We start from the raw sequence: 16,553 nt of genomic DNA, 5'->3' as shown, positions 1-16,553 counted from the left end.
GCGTCCTCACTCGATCACATAGCCGACGGGGCCCTGATAGGCGCGCCCCGCATTGGCGCCGGCCGGCGCCTTGACCACCTGGTTGAGCCGCCCCAGCAGGGTCGTGCTCATGTCGCCCGCGAACCTCAGGCCGTCGGCCGGGGTCTGCAGGTTCTGGGGCCGGGTGGGATCGACGATGTAGGGGGTGATGATGATCACCAGCTCGGTTTCGCCGTTCAGATAGTCGCGCGAGCGGAACAGCGAGCCGAGAACCGGCATCGAGGTCAGGCCCGGCAGGGAGTCGATGGTTTGCTTGGTAGTCTGCTGCAGCAGGCCGGCGATCATCATCGAGCCGCCCGAGGGCAGCTCGACCGTCGTCTCGGCCCGGCGAACCATCAGGCCCGGCACGGTCAGCACGCTGGAGCCCGAACCGCTGGACACCGAGAAGGCGCCCAGGCTGGAGAGCTCGGAAACCTCGGTCGACAGCTTCAGCGAGATGCGGCCGCCCGACAGCACGACCGGGACGTAGCCCAGGCCCACGCCGTAGGGCTTGAATTCGATGGTGATCTTGCCGGTGGCGTCCTGGCCGGTGGGGACCGGGAACTCGCCGCCCGCCAGGAACTTTCCCGCCTCGCCCGACAGCACGGTCAGGTTGGGCTCGGCCAGGGTCCGGATCAGACCCACCCGTTCAAAGGCCTGCAGACAGGCATTGGTGTTGCTGCCCGTGGCCGTCTTGTAGGCGGTCGTGGCGATGTTGGTGATCAGGTTGGTCAGGGCGTTGGTAGAGCCAGTGGAGGTCGTATTGACCAGCGCAGCGCTGTTCACCGCTGTTTGGGTTGTCGTGGAGCCGCTCACAGGAAGGGGCGCGACGGCCACTATGTTTCCGTTGCCGTCCACCACGGTCACGGTCGAGACCGACGTCGAATTGCTCGTGTTCGTCGTCGAAGACCCGGTGGTCCCGGAGGTGACCCCGTTCTGGCTGTTCTGGGTGTTGTTGTTGCTGACGTTGGTCGTGCGGGCGTTGTTGTAGCCGGCGCAAAGATCGGCGCCGCCCATCAGTGCGCCATTGACGCCGAAGGTATTGTCGCGTCCCAGACCATAGGTCCTGACGCCGTCGTTGAAGAGGGCGCTGGATGACACGCCCAGCTGCTTGATGACGTTGCGCTGCACCTCGACGATGCGCACTTCCAGCATCACCTGGTCCTTGCCGGCGATGCTGAGCATGTTCAGCACCTTTTCCGGAGAGGCCACGAACTGGGCGGCGATCCGCGAGGCCTTCTCGGAGTCGGCGGCGTTCATCACCACGCCGGTGAGAATGACGCTGTCCTTCAGCGGAACGACCTGCACCGAGCCCATGGGCAGGACGGTGCGCAGGGTCGAGGACAGCAGGCTGATGTCCTGGGCGACGCGGATGTTCAGCTGCAGGATCTTGCGGCCCGCAGCGTCGAAGAACACCGCGTCGGTCGCGCCCGAGGTCATGCCCAGCACATAGATCCGGCGCGGGCTGCGCAGAACCGCGTCGGCCACCAGCGGATTGGTGACCAGCATGTCGCGCACGTCGACCGGCAGCTCGATAATGGCCGACTTGCCCAGCGGCAGGTCCAGCACCCGGGCGCCGGTCCCGGCGGTCAGGTCGATGCTGAGCACCTGCTCGGCGGCGGGCGGCGCGATCGGGGCGACGGCGACCGGGCGCGGGCGAACCACGCGCGGCGCGGGGCGATAGGTGTGAGAGCCGCCGACAGGGCCGTCAGCCAGCACGGAGGTGGTCGAACTCAGGGCCAGAAGCCCGGCGATGTGCGCGGTCAGAACCCGACGAATCATGGAGGAGCGGCTCATGGGCGCACCGAGGTGTTGGTGGTCTGGCCGCCACGGTTGATGCGGATCACCGAGTCCTCCGGAGCCTTGCGCGCGACACCCCCGACGACGCCCGAAGGGCCGCCCAGATCGGTATAGGCGCGCAGGGCCAGGGTCACAGGGCCTGTCGCCTTGGCCCGGGTCAGGGCCTCGGCGTCAGTGGGGCTGACCTCGATGGTGGCGGTAGCCGCGACGATGGACTTGGCGTCCTTCTCGGCTGCGGTGCTCTGGTCCAGGGCCAGAACGCGGACGTTCTGCAGGATGGTCTCGGCGATCGTCACCTTGCCGGCGCCGCCATCAGCATCCGGGGAAAGGGTGTCGCGGGTCTGCAGGACATCCACCCGGTCGCCGGGCAGGATGAAGCCGCCGACGGCGGTCTCGGAGGTGACGGGTACGGCCATGGCGCGCTTGCCGGGCGACAGCACGACCGAAAGATAGCCGCCGTCGCCGCCGCGGACGATCTTGCGGGGGGTGATGGGTTCGCCGGTCAGGATCGGGTCGCGCACGATCGCGCCCTCGACGGCCTTGGCCGGGTCGACGCCGCCAATCATGTCATTGGCGGCATTGGTGACGGCGGCCCTGGCCTTGTCCGCACCCTCGGGGTTGGGCAGGGCGGCGCCGTTGGTGATGAAGGCGGCATTGACGGCCTCGGTCGGCCAAGCCTGCCAGGTGACGTCTTCGCCGGTCAGTCGCGCGCCGATGGCCAGGTCGCGCTTGGCGACCAGGACCTGGGTCATGGGCTTGCCCGCGACCGGCGCGGCAATGGCCGAGGGCGCGGCGGCGGGCTTTCCACCCAGCGCGCGCTGCATCACCACGGCCAGGCCGATGGCCGAGATGGCGGCGACCAGGACGATCAGGAGGCGAACAGGATTCATTGCGCGGTCACAGGCTTTCGCGACGAGAAGCGAGGTTTCGCGAGCTGCCGCCCTTCAGGACTGCGCGCACGATTCGTCAGACAGCCTTTCTGGCCAACCCCATGGTCGCCCGCGCATGGTTAACACCGGCTAAAGTTTTGGCTCCCCGAGTCGATATGCCCGCTGTGACAGGCTGACGCGGAACGGGTCCCGGGCGCCCGGTGGCTCAGCCGAGAATGGCGCTGGCCAGGGTGCCTTGCGGGAAAGTCGCCAGGGCGCCGACCGCTATGGCTACGCCATAGGGAATGTCGCCACCCTGCGCGCCCAGCTTGCGCAGCCAGGACGGGCTGCCGGCCAGCACAGGCTCCAGCCAGCCAGAGCGCAGGGCCAGGATGGCCATGGTCAGGGCGCCGCCCGCCAGACCTGTCGACAGCATGAAGGGGAAGGTCGCCGGCCAGCCGATCCACAGGGCGCTGGCCGCGAACAGCTTGGCGTCGCCGCCGCCGATCCAGCCGGCCGCGAACATGCCCATTCCCAACAGCAGCGCGCCGAACCCTGTCGCCAGGCAGAGACCGATGGCCGGCAGTGACGCGCCGCTGACGGCTGCGGCAGGGACGAAGGCCACGAGCAGGGCCAGCGAGATCCAGTTGGGAATAGTATAGCTGGTGACGTCCTTGAGCGCGGCCACGATGACCAGGGCCGGAAAGATCAGCAGCAGCGGGATCTGGATAGCGTGCATCGCAAGGCGCCTTGTTTGATGGCCCATTCTGGGACGATCAGGTGAAGCAATGGTTTCCCCCAAATGCGGAAAAGGCCGCGACGAAACCGTCGCGGCCTTCCCGTTTCCGAGGCAGTACGTCGGCCCGTTTGGGCCAGCGCGCCTTTAGCTGGCCGAGTTGGCCGTGCTGACCTTGGTGCCGACGTTCGTGAACGTGGTCTTCAGATTGGTGCCCAGGGTCGTGACGGCGGTCACGATCACAACGGCGATCAGGGCGACGATCAGACCATATTCAATGGCTGTGGCGCCGGATTCGTCGTTCAGGAAAGTCTTGATGAAGCTGGTCATGTTTAAATCTCCAGTGTTGAAACTTGTGATGTAGATAATGCACCAATTGGGTAAACCAATTGTATTCAAAGAACGGCATTTTTCCGAGAAATGTACTTTTTCATTCGGAAAATAGACAAAGAAAAAGGGCCGGAACCCAGGTTCCGACCCTTCTTTTTTCGAGGCCTGAAGCCAGGTCTTAGCTAGCCGAGTTGGCCGTGCTGACCTTGGTGCCGACGTTCGTGAACGTGGTCTTCAGGTTGGTGCCCAGGGTCGTGACGGCGGTCACGATCACAACGGCGATCAGAGCAACGATCAGACCATATTCGATGGCCGTGGCGCCGGATTCGTCGTTCAGGAAGCGGGTGAAGAACTTCGACATGACTTGATCTCCTAAATCATCGTTGGTTGATTTTGAGGTCTTCAAGCCGTGTTGACTTGCTCACCCCCGAAAACACGATCAATTTCGCCCACCTCACTTAATGGCCAGTAAACGTGGGAATAGTTTCCGCTGTTTTTCTTTTGGTTTATTTGCATTTACTATTACTTACTCTTAACCACACCGATCAAATCCAGACGCAAAGCCTTTTGAATCAACGGTTTCGCAAACGGTCACGTTGTCGCGGAGGGGGTGGATTTAGTCTTTTGTTGACCATTCAAAGTCAGTCTCACCGGGCTCGGATATCGAACTGGAACCGTCATGCGCCGCCTTTCGCTCGCTCTCGCCGCTGTCTTCGCCCTCGCGGGCGCCTCGGCGCGTGCTGAAAGTCTCTCGGTTCCCGCCGGTGAGATCGCCCGCATCGGTCTGTCTGGCGCTGTGCGCGACGTGGTTGTCGGCGATCCGCTGGTCGCCGATGTCAGCGTCATCAACGAACGCACCCTGGTGATCCTCGGCAAGCGGGCCGGCGTCACCACCGTGATGGCCTTCGACGCCGCCGGCCGCCCTCTGGCCGAACGCCAGGTGATTGTCTCCGACAGCAGCGCCGGCGTCACCGTCTACCGCGGCGCCGCCAATGTCGGGACCTATGCCTGCGGCGTGCAATGCACCCGTGTTGCGCCCACCTCCGCGGTCAGCGTCCCCTAAGAAGAGTCCCGCGCGCGCGTGAGGGCGCGTCTAAACGACTGATTAGGGGCGGGAAGCCTAGACTGCCCTGACCGTCGCCTCCGGCGGCTTCGAAACGGACCCCAAGCGTATGGCGCCTGTCGCCCGCCTCAAACGCCTCCAACGCTGCGCCGGTCTGCTGGCCAGGGCCCGCGCCAGGGCGAGGCTGTTTGCGCGCGCGCGCCGCGGCGCGGTGACGGTAGAGTTCGCCTTCGTCTCCATTCCCTTTCTGCTGCTGATCTTCGCGACCATCGAACTGGGACTGGTGTTCCTGGTTTCGATCACCCTGGAAAACGCCGTGATCGACGTCGGCCGCTCCATCCGCACCGGCGAGGTCCAGACGGCCGGCCGAACCGCCGCCGCCTTCAAGACCGCCGTCTGCACCGAGATGAGCTGGCTCGGCTCGGCCTGCAGCACGGCCCTGAGCCTGGACGTGCGCACCTTCAGCGGCTTCTCGGCCTCGGGCGTGGTGCTGAACGCCGCCAAGCCGAACACGCCCTGCTGGGATCCGGGCGGCCCGGGCTCGGTCGTCCTGATCCGCGCCTATTACAACTGGCCCCTGGTCACGCCCCTGCTGCAGACTGGCCTGCAGACCTCGAACGGCAAGCGGATGCTGACGGCCGCGACGGCCTTTTCGAACGAGCCCTATTCCGACACTCCGGCCGCGACGGTCATATGCCCGATCAACTGACCCCCCGCCCCCAAAAGCGCCTGAAGGGCTTCTGGCGCGACCGTCGCGGCGTCTCGGCCGTCGAGTTCGCCCTGATCGCACCGGTTCTGGTGATCTTCTATTGCGGCATGGCCGAGCTGACCCAGTCCATGATGGCCCAGCGCCGCCTGAGCAATATCGCCTCGTCGATCGGCGACCTTGTGGCCCAGAGCGCCCAGCTGAACGACGCTCGCAAGAATGACATCTTCACGATCGGCAACACGATCATGGCGCCGTTCCCGACGACGAGCCTGCGCATGTGTCTGGTCAGCATCACGTCTGACGCGACGGGCAAGGACACGGTCGCCTGGTCGGAGAACAGCAACAGCCACGCCAACTGTCCGGTCAAGGACGCAGTGCTGGGCTCCACCGTGATCCCGGTCGGCGTGCTGCCCCCCAGCCAGAGCGTGATCATGGCCAAGGCCAGCTATGGCTACACCTCGCCGATCAAGTTCATCCTGCCCTCAACCCTGAACTTCTACCGCACCTTCTATCTGCGGCCTCGCAAGAGCGAGACCGTGCTGCGGGTCAACTGACGCGTTTCCTGCCCCGCTAGAAGGGTGAGAAGAAGACGGCCCTGAGCCGCTCGGCCAGCGGATGCGGCGCGAAGATCCGCCCGTCCAGCCGCGAGACCGGCCGCACGCCGATCAGGCTGTTGGTGAGGAAGACCCCATCGGCGCCGGCCAGTCGCGCGCCATCGGCGGCGATCTCCAGCGCCTCGATCTCCCACGACCTTGCCGCAGCCAGCACACGCGCCCGGGTGATCCCGGCCAGCACGCCGCACGCCAGGGCCGGGGTCAGCAGTCGCTCGCCCTCGATCCAGAACAGGTTGGCCGCCGCCGCGCAGGCCATATGGCCGGCATTGTTCAGCATCACCGCCTCGTCGGCCCCCGCCGACCGGGCCTGGGCGCGGGCCAGCACATTGTCGAGATAGGCCAGGGTCTTGAGCCGCGAGGCCGGCGAGCCCTCGTTGCGGCGGGTCTGGGCGATGATCAGGGTCGCGGGCGTTTCGATGGGCGCAGACAGGGCCGCGGTCGCCCTCAGGCGCGGGACGACCTGCGCCGGACGATCCAGACCTCGCCCCCCGGAGCCGGCCGTCACGGTCAGGCGCACGGCGGCCCGGCCCGCAGGCGGCGGCGCGGCAAGGCACAGGGCCCGCGCCGTCTCGCGATCCAGGTCCGGCAGACCCAGCGCCACGCAGCCGGCCGCCAGACGGTCCAGATGCGCCTCGATCATCGGGATCGCGCCGTCCAGCGCCAGCATGGTCTCGAACAGGCCATCGCCCAGCAGCAGGCCGCGATCGTCCAGCGGGATCATCGAGTCATCTCCGTCATGGGCTCAGTCAGGGCGCGCTTGAGGGCGGCGATCTTGGTTTCGGTTTCCAGGCGTTCGGCCCGCGGATCACTGTCGGCGACGATCCCCGCTCCCGCCCGCGCCTGAAACGTCCAGCCCTCGCTGTCGCGCTCCAGCCCCACGGTCCTGATCAGCACGCTGGAATCGAAGCTGCCGTCGAACCCCGCCCAGAACAGCGAGCCGCAATAGGGGCCGCGCGGCGGCTCCAGCTGGGCGATGACCTTCATCGCCTGGACCTTGGGCGCGCCGGTGATCGAGCCCGGCGGGAAGGTGGCCCGCAGCAGGTCGGCGACGCTGAGGCCCGGGGCCAGGCGCCCGGTCACCGTCGAGACCAGGTGGTGCACATTGACGAAGGTCTCGACCCCGAACAGCGCAGGCACCTTCACGCTGCCGGGCGGGCTGACCCGGGCCAGGTCGTTGCGCATCAGGTCGACGATCATCAGGTTCTCGGCCCGGTCCTTGGCGCTGGCCGACAGCTCGGCGACCATCAGGGCGTCCTCGGCCGGGGTCGCGCCGCGCCGCCGGGTGCCCTTGATCGGCTTGGTCTCGATGGCCCCGTCCCGCACCTTCAGGAACCGCTCGGGCGAATTGGAGACCAGCGCCCTGCCCTCCAGCCGCCAATAGGCCGAGAACGGCGCCGGGCTCTGGGCGCGCAGGCGGGTGAACAGGTCGAACGGATCGACGCCGTCCGCCAGCCGCCCGGTCCAGGCGCGGGCGATATTGGCCTGAAAGATCTCGCCGCCATGGATGCGGGCCACGACATCAGCGACAGCGACTTCGTAGGCCGCGCCGTCGGTGGCGGTCAGGGCCGCGCACAGCGGACCCTCGACCGGCGACCGCGCATCGACGGGGGCGTCCAGCCAGGTCAGCGCCGCGCGCGCACGTTCAGCGGCCTGAGCGTCGGTGTCGCCTCGCCCGACAGCGACGACCCGGCGCGCCTGATGGTCGAAGGCCAGCAGGGCGCCGTAGCGGGCGCAGGTCAGGTCCGGCCAGCCGGTGCGGCCAAGGCCCAGGCGTTCGACCCTGTCGCCCAGCTCGTAGGTTCCCAGACCCACGACCCCGCCCTGGAACGGCGGGCCTTCGGGATCAGCGGGCAGGCGCGGGCCGATCAGGGCGCTCAGGGCCTCGAACGGGTCACGCGGATCGGCGGCGTCCAGGGTCAGGACCGCGTCGGGCGCGCGCAGCAGATACGACCACCGCTCGCCGCCGCCCGACAGCAGGGCGCAGGCGTGCGGCTCGTCCCGGAACGGCTGCAGGGCCCAGACCGGCTCGCGCCAGGGGACGGTGAGGAGAGCGACGCGGCGCATGGCGGGGTTGATACCTCCCCGCGCGCCGCGCCGCCATGCCTCAGGTCTCGCGCCCGCCGCCCTTGACGAGGAACAGGCCCAGCGAGCCCAGCAGCAACAGGCCGACGATGGGCACGAAGCCCGCCACCTGGCTCTGGAAGATCCGGGTCGCCAGGGCCACCAGCAGCGAGCCCAGCCACACCGTCGCCGTGCCCGACAGGGCGAACAGGCCAAAGAAGGCGGCGATGCGGTCAGGCGGCGCCAGGCGCACCAGCAGGGTGCGGCTGGAAGCATATTGCGCGGTGACGAACACCGCGATCAGCATGCCCAGGCCCAGATACAGAACCTCCGGCAAGGTGCGAAACAGCGGCCCGTTCCACAGCGGCGCATGAGCGGCGGGGTCATAGCTCCAGAAATAGAGGATCCTGTCGCGGCCCATGCCCAGGGCGCCGATCAGCACGATCAGGCAGCCGAAGATTTCCAGCTGCACCGCGCGGCGCGGTCCCAGGGTCCTGTCCAGCCACGGCGCCAGGAAGCCGCCCAGCACGCCGAAGATCGACAGGCAAATGCCATAGGCCAGCATCTCCAGCGCGCCCCAGCCCATCAGGCCGGCGGCGAACAGGCCGCTGAACACCAGCAGGGCCGTCATGCCGTCGCAATAGAGCATCCGTGTCGCCAGGAACGTCGCGACATCCTTGTGCCCCTTGAGGTTGCCCAGGGTGTCGATCAGCAGCCGCGCGCCATGGCGCAGGCTGGCCGCCATCGACAGGCCGGTGCGCGGCGCATCGCGCGTCCACAGCAGGAACGGGATCGCGCCCAGCAGCATGACCCCGGCCGCCATCGGTCCCGACAGGCGGGCCGGTTCATGGTTGGAGGTCGGCAGGCCAAACAGCGGCGCGGCCGGCACGCCGGGCCAGTCTACCGCGCCGGGCAGGACGAAGGCCCACATCATGAAGATCAGCAGGCTCACCGACAGGCCGTTGGCCATGGCATAGCCCAGCCCTGAAACCAGCGGCTCCTGACCCGGCTCGGCGGCCCGGGACAGCAGCGAGTTGTTGAGCACGTCGCCCCAGTTATACGACACACCCAGCACGATCAGGACGAGGCCGATCACGGCCACCGACGGTCCGTCGTTCGGCTGGGCCAGCCACAGCAGCATCAACAGCGGCAGCATGATCGCCAGAATGCCGATCAGGAACGGCTTGCGCGGGCCATAGCGCTCGATCGAGGCGCCCAGCAGCGGGGCGGTGAGCGCCGTCAGCAAACCAAAGGCGGTGGCGATGTCGGCCATGGTCGCCTGACCCTTGACCGGATCGCCGACCAGCACCCGCGAGAAATAGGGCGCGAAGATGTAGATGGTGATCAGGACGACATAGGCGTCGCGCGACCCCTGATGGAGGATCCAGCTGAGCGCGCCTTTTGACAGACCCCCCGGTTTGCCGCCCGCCGACACGCCCGCCACATCACTCATGCCCTACCCCGGTTCGAGCGCCGTCTGATGCGGCGCTTTCAGGAGAGCGTGGCGGTTAAACGGGTGTTTGTCACGGGCGACTTTAGAGCAGGATGTGCGCCCGCACGGCCTCGCGCATTTCGGCGTCCAGGCCCACGGCCTGTTCCAGATAGCCGTCCAGCGAGCCGTACTGGTCCTTCATCGCGGCGAAGGCGGCGGCCAGGTACTGGGCCTCGACGCCCATGGCGGCGCGTATGGCCGCCTCGGTGGGTGTGCGGCCGGTCATCTCGTGGATGATTTCCATGAACTTGGGGCCGCGGCGCTCGAAACGGGCGGGGTCATTGGTCAGCAGATAGTCGTCGATGACGTCATCGTCCGACACTCCGGCCACATGGTGGGTCAGGGCCGCCAGTATGCCCGTGCGGTCCTTGCCGGCGGCGCAGTGGATCAGCACCGGTCCCCGGGCCTGCGCCAGCGCCCTGAAGTAGCGCGAGAACAGGTCCAGATGGCGTTCCTTGAACGGCGCCCGCTGATAGTACTCGACCATATAGGCCTGGATCGAGCCTTCGGAGAGGTCGGAGCTCTTCAGGAATTCATGCCAGGGGTCCGGGCCGGTCGCGCCCAGATCGTTGTCGATCACCTCGGCGGAAAAGCCGCTCCAGCGCCGTGACGGCGACCGCTCGCGCTCGTTGGGACGGCGCAGATCGACCAGGGTGACGATGTTCAGGGCCGCCAGGGCGTCGAGGTCGGCGTCGGTGGCCTCGGCCTGGTGGGCGGCGCGGTACAGCACGCCCTTCTTCAGTCGGCCAAGACCAGCGGCGTAGTCGCCATAGTCGCGGAGGTTCTCGACGCCTTGGAGCGGGATGTGTCGGGTCATGTCAGGGGTGTTAGCGCGACCGGATGACATTGGCGAGACGTCCTAACGCCTCAGCCACGGCGCCAGGCGGTCCTGCACCGGCTGATCCACATAGGTGTGGAACAGCCAGGCCGCGCCATAGGCCAGGGGGAAGCCGGCCAGCCACATCAGCCACTGCCAGCCGATGCCGATCGGCACGGTGTCGATCAGCTTGTGGATGGCGCTCCAGTAGATCACGCCGACGAAGATGTGGGTGATGAACAGGGCGAAGGACAGCTTGGCGCCCTCCTCGATCCAGGCGCTGGGTCGCTGCACCGGCAGACGGCCGGCGCCCAGGATGATGCAGGCGATGGCGGCCAGGCTGGGCAGGTCGAACCACAGCACATTGGGCAGGGCGTAGCGATCCAGGGCCTGCCATCCCACCAGCACCACGACGCCGCCATACAGCAGCGCCCGGGCCGCCTTTTCCGACGGCCAGTCCATCTCGACGGCCCGGGCCAGGCACACGCCCAGAATGAACAGCGGCAGGGCCCGCACGACCCCGAACTGGAACCGCAGGTCGGCCAGGGCCTGGTCAAAGCCGAAGCGGGCGATCAGTTCGAAGGCGATGATGGTGGCCGCGCCCACTAGCGGCAGGATCATCGCGTGGCGCACCTTGTCGGCCGCCCGCCACATGAACGGGAAGATCGCGTAGCAGACGATCAGGGCCGACAGCGACCAGCTGGGCAGGTTCCAGCCGTCGCTGGGCACACCCCAGGCGTGGATCAGCAGGGCCTGGACCGGCAGCTGGTCCCAGGCGAAGCGGCTGGGCTTATGGGCGTCGGTGCCGATGGCGTTGAGGACCAGCACCAGCACCGCCATGGCCGCCAGCACCATCAGGTGCCCCGGCCAGACGCGGGCGGCGCGGCGCAGCCAGAAGCGGGCCGGCGTGATCTTCCCCGACAGGGTCGAGGCGCCATAGGCCCGGCCCAGCACATAGCCCGACAGGATCAGGAAGAAATCGGTGGCCAGAAAGCCGCGCGAGAACACCTGGTGGAAGCGCTCGATCCGCATCGGGCTCTCGGCCCCATAGTGGTAGAGCACGATCAGCAGCGAGGCCAGGAAGCGCAGGAAGTCGAGGGCCCCGCCCCGGACGGCGCGGCGGGCGCGGGCCATCACCGGGGTCGGGACCGGGGTGGATGCGTCGGGGGGCGAAGCGGAACTGGACACCCCTTGGCCTTAACAAAGCCGGCCGCGCGGGAAAAGCCATCGCGTCACGTCATCTTGCGGCGAGGCGGCGCGACGCCTATCTGTAACTTCTACTGTTTCTGAAAGGCTTCGCCATGACCCGCATGCCCGTCCTGTTCGTCGGCCACGGCTCGCCGATGAACGCCATCGAGGACAACGCCTGGAGCCGCGCCTGGGGCCAGATGGGCCGCGACCTGCCCCGCCCGCGCGCCATCGCCATGGTCAGCGCCCACTGGGAGACGCAGGGCGCCACCGCCGTCAGCGCCTCGCCGGCGCCCGAGACCATCCACGATTTCGGCGGCTTTCCGCAGGCCCTGTTCGACGTGCAATACCGCGCGCCGGGCGATCCGGCCCTGGCCGCGCGCATCGGCGCGCTGCTAGCACCCGACCCCGTGGTCCAGCATCCCACGCGCGGCCTCGACCACGGCGCCTGGGGGGTGCTGCGACCGATGTATCCGGACGCCGATATTCCGGTGGTGCAGATCAGCCTGGATCGCGGTCGCTCCAACCGCTGGCACTATGAGGCCGGCCGGCGCCTGGCGGCCCTGCGCGACGAGGGCGTGCTGCTGATGGGCAGCGGCGACATCGTCCACAACCTGCGCGCCGCCGACTTCCGCCGGCCCGAAGCGCCCGAGTGGGCCGAGCGCTTCAACGACACCGCCAAGGCCCTGATCGCCTCGGGCGACCACGACCCACTGATCGACTGGCAGGGCCTGGGCCCCGACGCCGAGATCTCGATCAACAGCGCCGAACACTATCTGCCGCTGCTCTATGTGCTGGGCGCGCAGGATGCGGGCGAGACGGTCAGCTTCTTCACCGACGACGTCTTCGCAGCGATCTCGATGACGGGGATCAAGGTCGGCTGAACGCAAACAACGCCCGTGCCGGGGGAGCACGAGCGTTGCGCTTTTAGGGACGCCGGGGCCGGCCCGGGGGGGGGGAGCCGGGTTGTCCGCGTCGAGTCCTAGATTGGTGGGCGAACGCGGCTTTGCAACGGCGCGACTGGGGTCATTTCAAGATCGACTGTGGCAGCAGGTCACCAGAACAGCCAGCCGCCCAGACCTCACAATCAGGAACGGGCGATCCGCGTGCTCCACCAGAGCAGAAGCGGCATCAGGATCACCTCGGCCAGAAAGGAGCCCAGAATGTCGGGCCCGAACTGGACGTCGAACCGGAGGGCGCTGAACCGCGCCAGCCCGCCGATGATCGTCAGAACCAGCGCGGCCTGAATGGCCGGCTTGAGCGGCCGCAGGTTCCAGGCGCCGGCCAGAAAGAGCAGCCCCACCCCCAGCCACAGCCCACCCAGAAACCGGACGTGACTGTCGTGGGCCGCATAGGCGTCGGCGTGGATGGCGGCGACGAAGTCGGTCGGCCCTTGCAGCCCCAGGGTGGCGATGCCGCCCAGGGCGACATTGGCGCCGGTCCACAGGGCCACCAGGCCAAGGAGGAAGATCACGGTCCGAAAGGCGCGTTCGCTGAGGGTCAGTTGGTTTTGCATGGGGATCCGGCTGCTAGGGTGACGGCAAGGCACAGCCAGGCCACGACGACGTTCGGTTTCATGCGGCCTTGCCTATTATTTATAACGCGTGATAAATAATAATCAGCGAAGGAAGTCAAGTCTGTGAGTCTGGACAAGGGAACCGTGAGCGCGCGCAGAGGCCGACCGGCGCGGAGCGGTGGCGACATCGTGGCGATGCGGAAAAAGGTGGCCGATGCCGCCGCGCAGCTGTTTCGCGAAGAGGGCTACGCCTCTGTGTCCATGCGCCGGCTGGCCAAGGAGGTCGGCTGCACGCCGATGACCCTCTATGCCTATTTCGCCAGCAAGGCCGACATCCTCAGCCATCTCTGGGAAGGGATCTATGATGAGGTGTTCGCCGAGTTGAGCGCCCTGGCAGGGTCGATCGACAACCCCGCCGATCGCCTCACGGCTGTCGCCGCCCACTATGTCCGCTACTGGGTCGGGAACCCGGAGCGCTATCGACTGGTGTTCATGACCGAAGGCGTCAGCCAGGCCGAGGTCAGCAGCTTTCTGGAGTCCTCCGCCGCCGTCGGCCACTACCAGCTGTTCTTTGGTCTGGTGAGCGACGTCCTGGGAAGTCAGGGCGAGGCAGACCTGAAGCCCCGGAGCGAAGCTCTGCTCTGCGGTCTGCTGGGCATAGCCCACAGCCATGTCACCATTTCCGGCTACCCTTGGTGCGCGCCGGAGGTCCTGACCCGGCAGATCGTCAGCGCCCTGATGTCACCATCAGGTCGGAAAGAGCCCTAGGCGGGTCAGCGCCCGCGCCTATATCTGAAGCCTACCCGCCAGGACCTCGCCCATGACCAAGCCGCTGAAGATCGATTTCGTCTCCGACGTGTCCTGCCCCTGGTGCATCGTCGGCCTGGGCGGGCTGGAGACGGCGCTGGAGCGCGTGGGGGATCTGGTCGAGGCGGAGATCCATTTCCAGCCCTTCGAGCTCAATCCCAACATGCCGCCCGAAGGTCAGAACATCGTCGAGCATATCGCCGAGAAATATGGCGCGACGCCGGAGCAGTCGGCCGCCAACCGCAAGGCCATCCACGAGCGTGCGGCCTCGGTAGGCTTCACGATGAAGACCAGCGAGACCAGCCGCATCTACAACACCTTCGACGCCCACCGCCTGCTGCACTGGGCCGGCATAGTGGGCGGCCAGAAGGCCCTGAAGCGCGCGCTGTTCGACGCCTATTTCACCGATGGCCTCAGCCCCGCCGACCATGACGTGCTGGTGGCGACCGCGCAGAAGGCCGGCCTGGACGGCGCCGCGGCCCGCGACGTGCTGGCCTCCGGCCAATACACCCAGGAGGTCCGCGACGCCGAACGCGCCTGGCACACGGCGGGCATCAGCTCGGTCCCCGCCGTGATCATCAATGACCGCTACCTGATCTCGGGCGGCCAGCCGGCGGAGTATTTCGAGAAGGCCCTCCGCCAGATCGCCGCCGAGGCCTGAGCCCTACACCACCTGGGTCGCCGTCCCCGCCACCATGTACCAGGTCAGCAGCAGGCCGCAGATCACGCTCGCCGTCGCATAGCCGCCGGTGCGCTTCCAGGTGAAGACCCCGATCACCGCCATCAGGGCGGTCAACGGCAGGAACTGAATGGCCACCACGGTCGACAGCGGGTCGAAGGCCGTGGGCAGGCGGCCGGTCAGGAACAGCGCGCCATAGTCCAGGGCCAGCAGCAGGGCAAAGCCCCCGCTCAGCGCCAGCACGGCGCCGGCATAGCGGGCCAGGTTGCTCTCGCCCGCCACCGGGATGCGGGCCAGCAGGGTGCGCAGGGTGACGCCAAAGGCCAGGGTCAGGGGCAGCACATAGACCAGCACCTGATCCGCCTGGGCCAGGCTGAGACGCTTCAGCGCCACGACCCAGAAGCGGAAATCGACCAGGAACAGGCGATGGACAAGCTCCAAAGCGCCATAGACCACGCCCACGCTGAGGATGCCGATCAGCACAGACAGTCGCCAGGACCGGCTGAACGCCGGTCTATCGCGCTTGCCCAGGGCGGCCAGACCCAGGGTGATCAGGCCGGTCAGCACAGCCCAGGTCAGGACCTGGTTGGTGATCCCCTGCTTGAGGATGGCATTGGGCGGCAGGGCGACCATGCCCAGGATGAAGAACGGGAAGTAGGTCAGGGCCGGCAGCAGGGCCGTGATCGCGACGCCGCGCCACCAGCCGCCGTCGCGGCGGGCGACGGTGGGCTGGATCGGCTGACGCAGGGCCTTGAACAGCGGCAGGGTCAGCAGCGCCTGGAACGTCCCCAGCAGCAGCACGACGGCGCCGACCAGGGCGACACCCGTGCCGACTTCCTTCCACATCCAGATCTGGTCGCTGGCCGGGCGCGGCGTTCCGCCCTTCAGGGTCAGGGCGAACCAGTCCAGCGCGTGGCCGATGGCGGCGGGCGAGATGTGGTCGCCGGGATGGGTGGTGGCGGGGGTGTGGAGCACCCGGGCGGTTCCATCGGCGATCGAGCCATAGACCTTGTCCGGCTGGACCGGCGCCGTCGTCCCGAACACGGCCTGCAGCTTGGCGCTGCCGGTGACGTCCTTGGCCCGGTCGACGCCCCACATCAGCTTGGAAAACTCGTCATACTGGCTGAACACCAGGGCCAGGTTGCGCGGCCAGGCGGGCGAGCCGTCGGCGGCGAACGGCTTGCCCGTGGACGAGCCTTCCAGCACCACCGCCCGGTAGGCGTCCGGCATCGTCGCGGCGGCGGCCAGCACCGTCCAGCCGCCCATGCTGTGGCCTTCCAGGCCGATATTGGCGGGATCGACGGTCGGCAGGCTGCGCAGGTATTTCAGGCCATCGGGACCGCCAAAGCCGTTCGAGAACGCCGCCCCGCCGCTATAGCCATGGCCGGTCTGGTCGAGGGCCAGCACCACATAGCCGCGCCGGGCGAACTCGATGGCGAAGCCGCTCTGGGTCTCGCGGGAATTGATATAGCCGTGCACGGCCAGCACGCCGGGGGCCGGCGTCGCGGCGGTGGCGTTGGGGGGCGTGTAGAGCAGGCCGCTCATCGGCGTGCCGCCCGTCCCGGCGAAGGTCACCTCGGTGACCTTGATCCCGCCCGCCGTCTGGACCTTCCAGGCCAGCGCGCTTCCGCCCAGCACCAGCACCAAACCCAGCACGAACAACAGCCATGGCTTGCGCATGACATCCCCTCCCCCGCGCCGGTCGATCGCCGGCTTTGGGGGGAAGGTAGAGGAGGATGGGGGAATGTCGAATCCGGACCAACCTCAACTTGTCATCCCGGAAGCCTCGCAGAGGCTGTCCGGGACCCAGGGGCGACCGCATTGCATTGGCCCCTGGGTCCCGGCGCTCCGCTG

At 67.6% G+C, this 16,553-nt stretch carries 17 protein-coding genes and 1 pseudogene; 6 read left to right on the top strand and 12 right to left on the bottom strand.

Annotation, left to right across the window (positions count from 1 at the left end; translation table 11 throughout):
- Positions 1 to 6: 6 nt before the first annotated feature.
- The 5 genes from ACW176_RS09595 to ACW176_RS09575 all read right to left on the bottom strand — a co-directional run bounded on the left by ACW176_RS09595 (position 7) and on the right by ACW176_RS09575 (position 4,114).
- The gene (locus tag ACW176_RS09595) at positions 7 to 1,800 is read right to left on the bottom strand and encodes a type II and III secretion system protein family protein (protein ID WP_492111785.1); all 1,794 of its coding nucleotides are present in this window, start codon (positions 1,798 to 1,800) and stop codon (positions 7 to 9) included.
- Positions 1,801 to 1,811: 11 nt separating this feature from the next.
- The gene (gene cpaB / locus ACW176_RS09590) at positions 1,812 to 2,708 is read right to left on the bottom strand and encodes a Flp pilus assembly protein CpaB (protein ID WP_419320129.1); all 897 of its coding nucleotides are present in this window, start codon (positions 2,706 to 2,708) and stop codon (positions 1,812 to 1,814) included.
- A 205-nt stretch (positions 2,709 to 2,913) separates the two neighbouring features.
- Positions 2,914 to 3,426, bottom strand: coding sequence for an A24 family peptidase (locus ACW176_RS09585; RefSeq protein ID WP_492111784.1), 513 nt, complete (start codon positions 3,424 to 3,426; stop codon positions 2,914 to 2,916).
- A 144-nt stretch (positions 3,427 to 3,570) separates the two neighbouring features.
- Complete coding sequence (locus ACW176_RS09580; protein ID WP_419254288.1) at positions 3,571 to 3,753, bottom strand: Flp family type IVb pilin; 183 nt, start codon at positions 3,751 to 3,753, stop codon at positions 3,571 to 3,573.
- A 178-nt stretch (positions 3,754 to 3,931) separates the two neighbouring features.
- Positions 3,932 to 4,114 carry a Flp family type IVb pilin gene (locus tag ACW176_RS09575; RefSeq protein WP_419320127.1) on the bottom strand — a complete coding sequence of 61 codons (183 nt, stop codon included), beginning with the start codon at positions 4,112 to 4,114 and terminating at the stop codon, positions 3,932 to 3,934.
- A gap of 318 nt (positions 4,115 to 4,432) precedes the next feature.
- Between ACW176_RS09575 and ACW176_RS09570 the strand changes: the two genes are divergently transcribed.
- The 3 genes from ACW176_RS09570 (at position 4,433) to ACW176_RS09560 (ending at position 6,079) form a co-directional block, all read left to right on the top strand.
- Positions 4,433 to 4,816, top strand: a complete 384-nt coding sequence (locus ACW176_RS09570; RefSeq protein WP_419254286.1) for a pilus assembly protein N-terminal domain-containing protein — start codon at positions 4,433 to 4,435, stop codon at positions 4,814 to 4,816.
- A gap of 109 nt (positions 4,817 to 4,925) precedes the next feature.
- Positions 4,926 to 5,525, top strand: coding sequence for a TadE/TadG family type IV pilus assembly protein (locus ACW176_RS09565; protein ID WP_492111783.1), 600 nt, complete (start codon positions 4,926 to 4,928; stop codon positions 5,523 to 5,525).
- On the top strand, positions 5,510 to 6,079 hold the full coding sequence (locus ACW176_RS09560) for a TadE/TadG family type IV pilus assembly protein (RefSeq protein WP_492111782.1): 570 nt from the start codon (positions 5,510 to 5,512) through the stop codon (positions 6,077 to 6,079). Before ACW176_RS09565 ends, ACW176_RS09560 begins: the two co-directional genes overlap by 16 nt.
- A 16-nt stretch (positions 6,080 to 6,095) precedes the next feature.
- Here ACW176_RS09560 and ACW176_RS09555 read toward each other — a convergent pair whose 3' ends face one another.
- The 5 genes and pseudogenes from ACW176_RS09555 to ACW176_RS09535 all read right to left on the bottom strand — a co-directional run bounded on the left by ACW176_RS09555 (position 6,096) and on the right by ACW176_RS09535 (position 11,643).
- Positions 6,096 to 6,860 carry an aminotransferase class IV gene (locus ACW176_RS09555; protein ID WP_492111781.1) on the bottom strand — a complete coding sequence of 255 codons (765 nt, stop codon included), beginning with the start codon at positions 6,858 to 6,860 and terminating at the stop codon, positions 6,096 to 6,098.
- Positions 6,857 to 8,209 (bottom strand): annotated as a pseudogene (gene pabB, locus ACW176_RS09550) (aminodeoxychorismate synthase, component I); the annotation flags it as partial. The pseudogene pabB and the gene ACW176_RS09555, both read right to left, overlap by 4 nt.
- Before the next feature lie 34 nt (positions 8,210 to 8,243).
- Positions 8,244 to 9,653, bottom strand: a complete 1,410-nt coding sequence (locus tag ACW176_RS09545; protein ID WP_492111780.1) for an MFS transporter — start codon at positions 9,651 to 9,653, stop codon at positions 8,244 to 8,246.
- 82 nt (positions 9,654 to 9,735) lie between these two features.
- The gene (locus tag ACW176_RS09540; RefSeq protein WP_492111779.1) at positions 9,736 to 10,509 is read right to left on the bottom strand and encodes a tyrosine-protein phosphatase; all 774 of its coding nucleotides are present in this window, start codon (positions 10,507 to 10,509) and stop codon (positions 9,736 to 9,738) included.
- Between the two features lie 42 nt (positions 10,510 to 10,551).
- Positions 10,552 to 11,643, bottom strand: coding sequence for an acyltransferase family protein (locus tag ACW176_RS09535; RefSeq protein WP_492111903.1), 1,092 nt, complete (start codon positions 11,641 to 11,643; stop codon positions 10,552 to 10,554).
- 167 nt (positions 11,644 to 11,810) lie between these two features.
- On the opposite strand from ACW176_RS09535, the gene ygiD reads away from it, so the two are divergent.
- Positions 11,811 to 12,581: a 4,5-DOPA-extradiol-dioxygenase gene (gene ygiD, locus ACW176_RS09530; RefSeq protein ID WP_492111778.1), complete on the top strand. Its 771-nt coding sequence runs from the start codon at positions 11,811 to 11,813 to the stop codon at positions 12,579 to 12,581.
- Between the two features lie 203 nt (positions 12,582 to 12,784).
- Here ygiD and ACW176_RS09525 read toward each other — a convergent pair whose 3' ends face one another.
- Complete coding sequence (locus ACW176_RS09525; RefSeq protein WP_492111777.1) at positions 12,785 to 13,213, bottom strand: DUF4345 family protein; 429 nt, start codon at positions 13,211 to 13,213, stop codon at positions 12,785 to 12,787.
- Positions 13,214 to 13,408: 195 nt separating this feature from the next.
- Here ACW176_RS09525 and ACW176_RS09520 point away from each other — a divergent pair, with 195 nt between their 5' ends.
- Both ACW176_RS09520 and ACW176_RS09515 read left to right on the top strand, forming a co-directional pair.
- Positions 13,409 to 13,981, top strand: coding sequence for a TetR/AcrR family transcriptional regulator (locus ACW176_RS09520; RefSeq protein WP_492111902.1), 573 nt, complete (start codon positions 13,409 to 13,411; stop codon positions 13,979 to 13,981).
- A gap of 52 nt (positions 13,982 to 14,033) precedes the next feature.
- Complete coding sequence (locus tag ACW176_RS09515; protein WP_492111776.1) at positions 14,034 to 14,681, top strand: DsbA family oxidoreductase; 648 nt, start codon at positions 14,034 to 14,036, stop codon at positions 14,679 to 14,681.
- Positions 14,682 to 14,684: 3 nt separating this feature from the next.
- Here ACW176_RS09515 and ACW176_RS09510 read toward each other — a convergent pair whose 3' ends face one another.
- Positions 14,685 to 16,379 carry an alpha/beta hydrolase family protein gene (locus ACW176_RS09510; RefSeq protein ID WP_492111775.1) on the bottom strand — a complete coding sequence of 565 codons (1,695 nt, stop codon included), beginning with the start codon at positions 16,377 to 16,379 and terminating at the stop codon, positions 14,685 to 14,687.
- Positions 16,380 to 16,553: the final 174 nt, after the last annotated feature.

It is taken from the genome of Caulobacter sp. FV1ye13L (genome assembly GCF_058681155.1).
The sequence above is the reverse complement of the archived record's forward strand: the minus strand, read 5'-3'. Positions and strand labels throughout refer to the sequence as shown.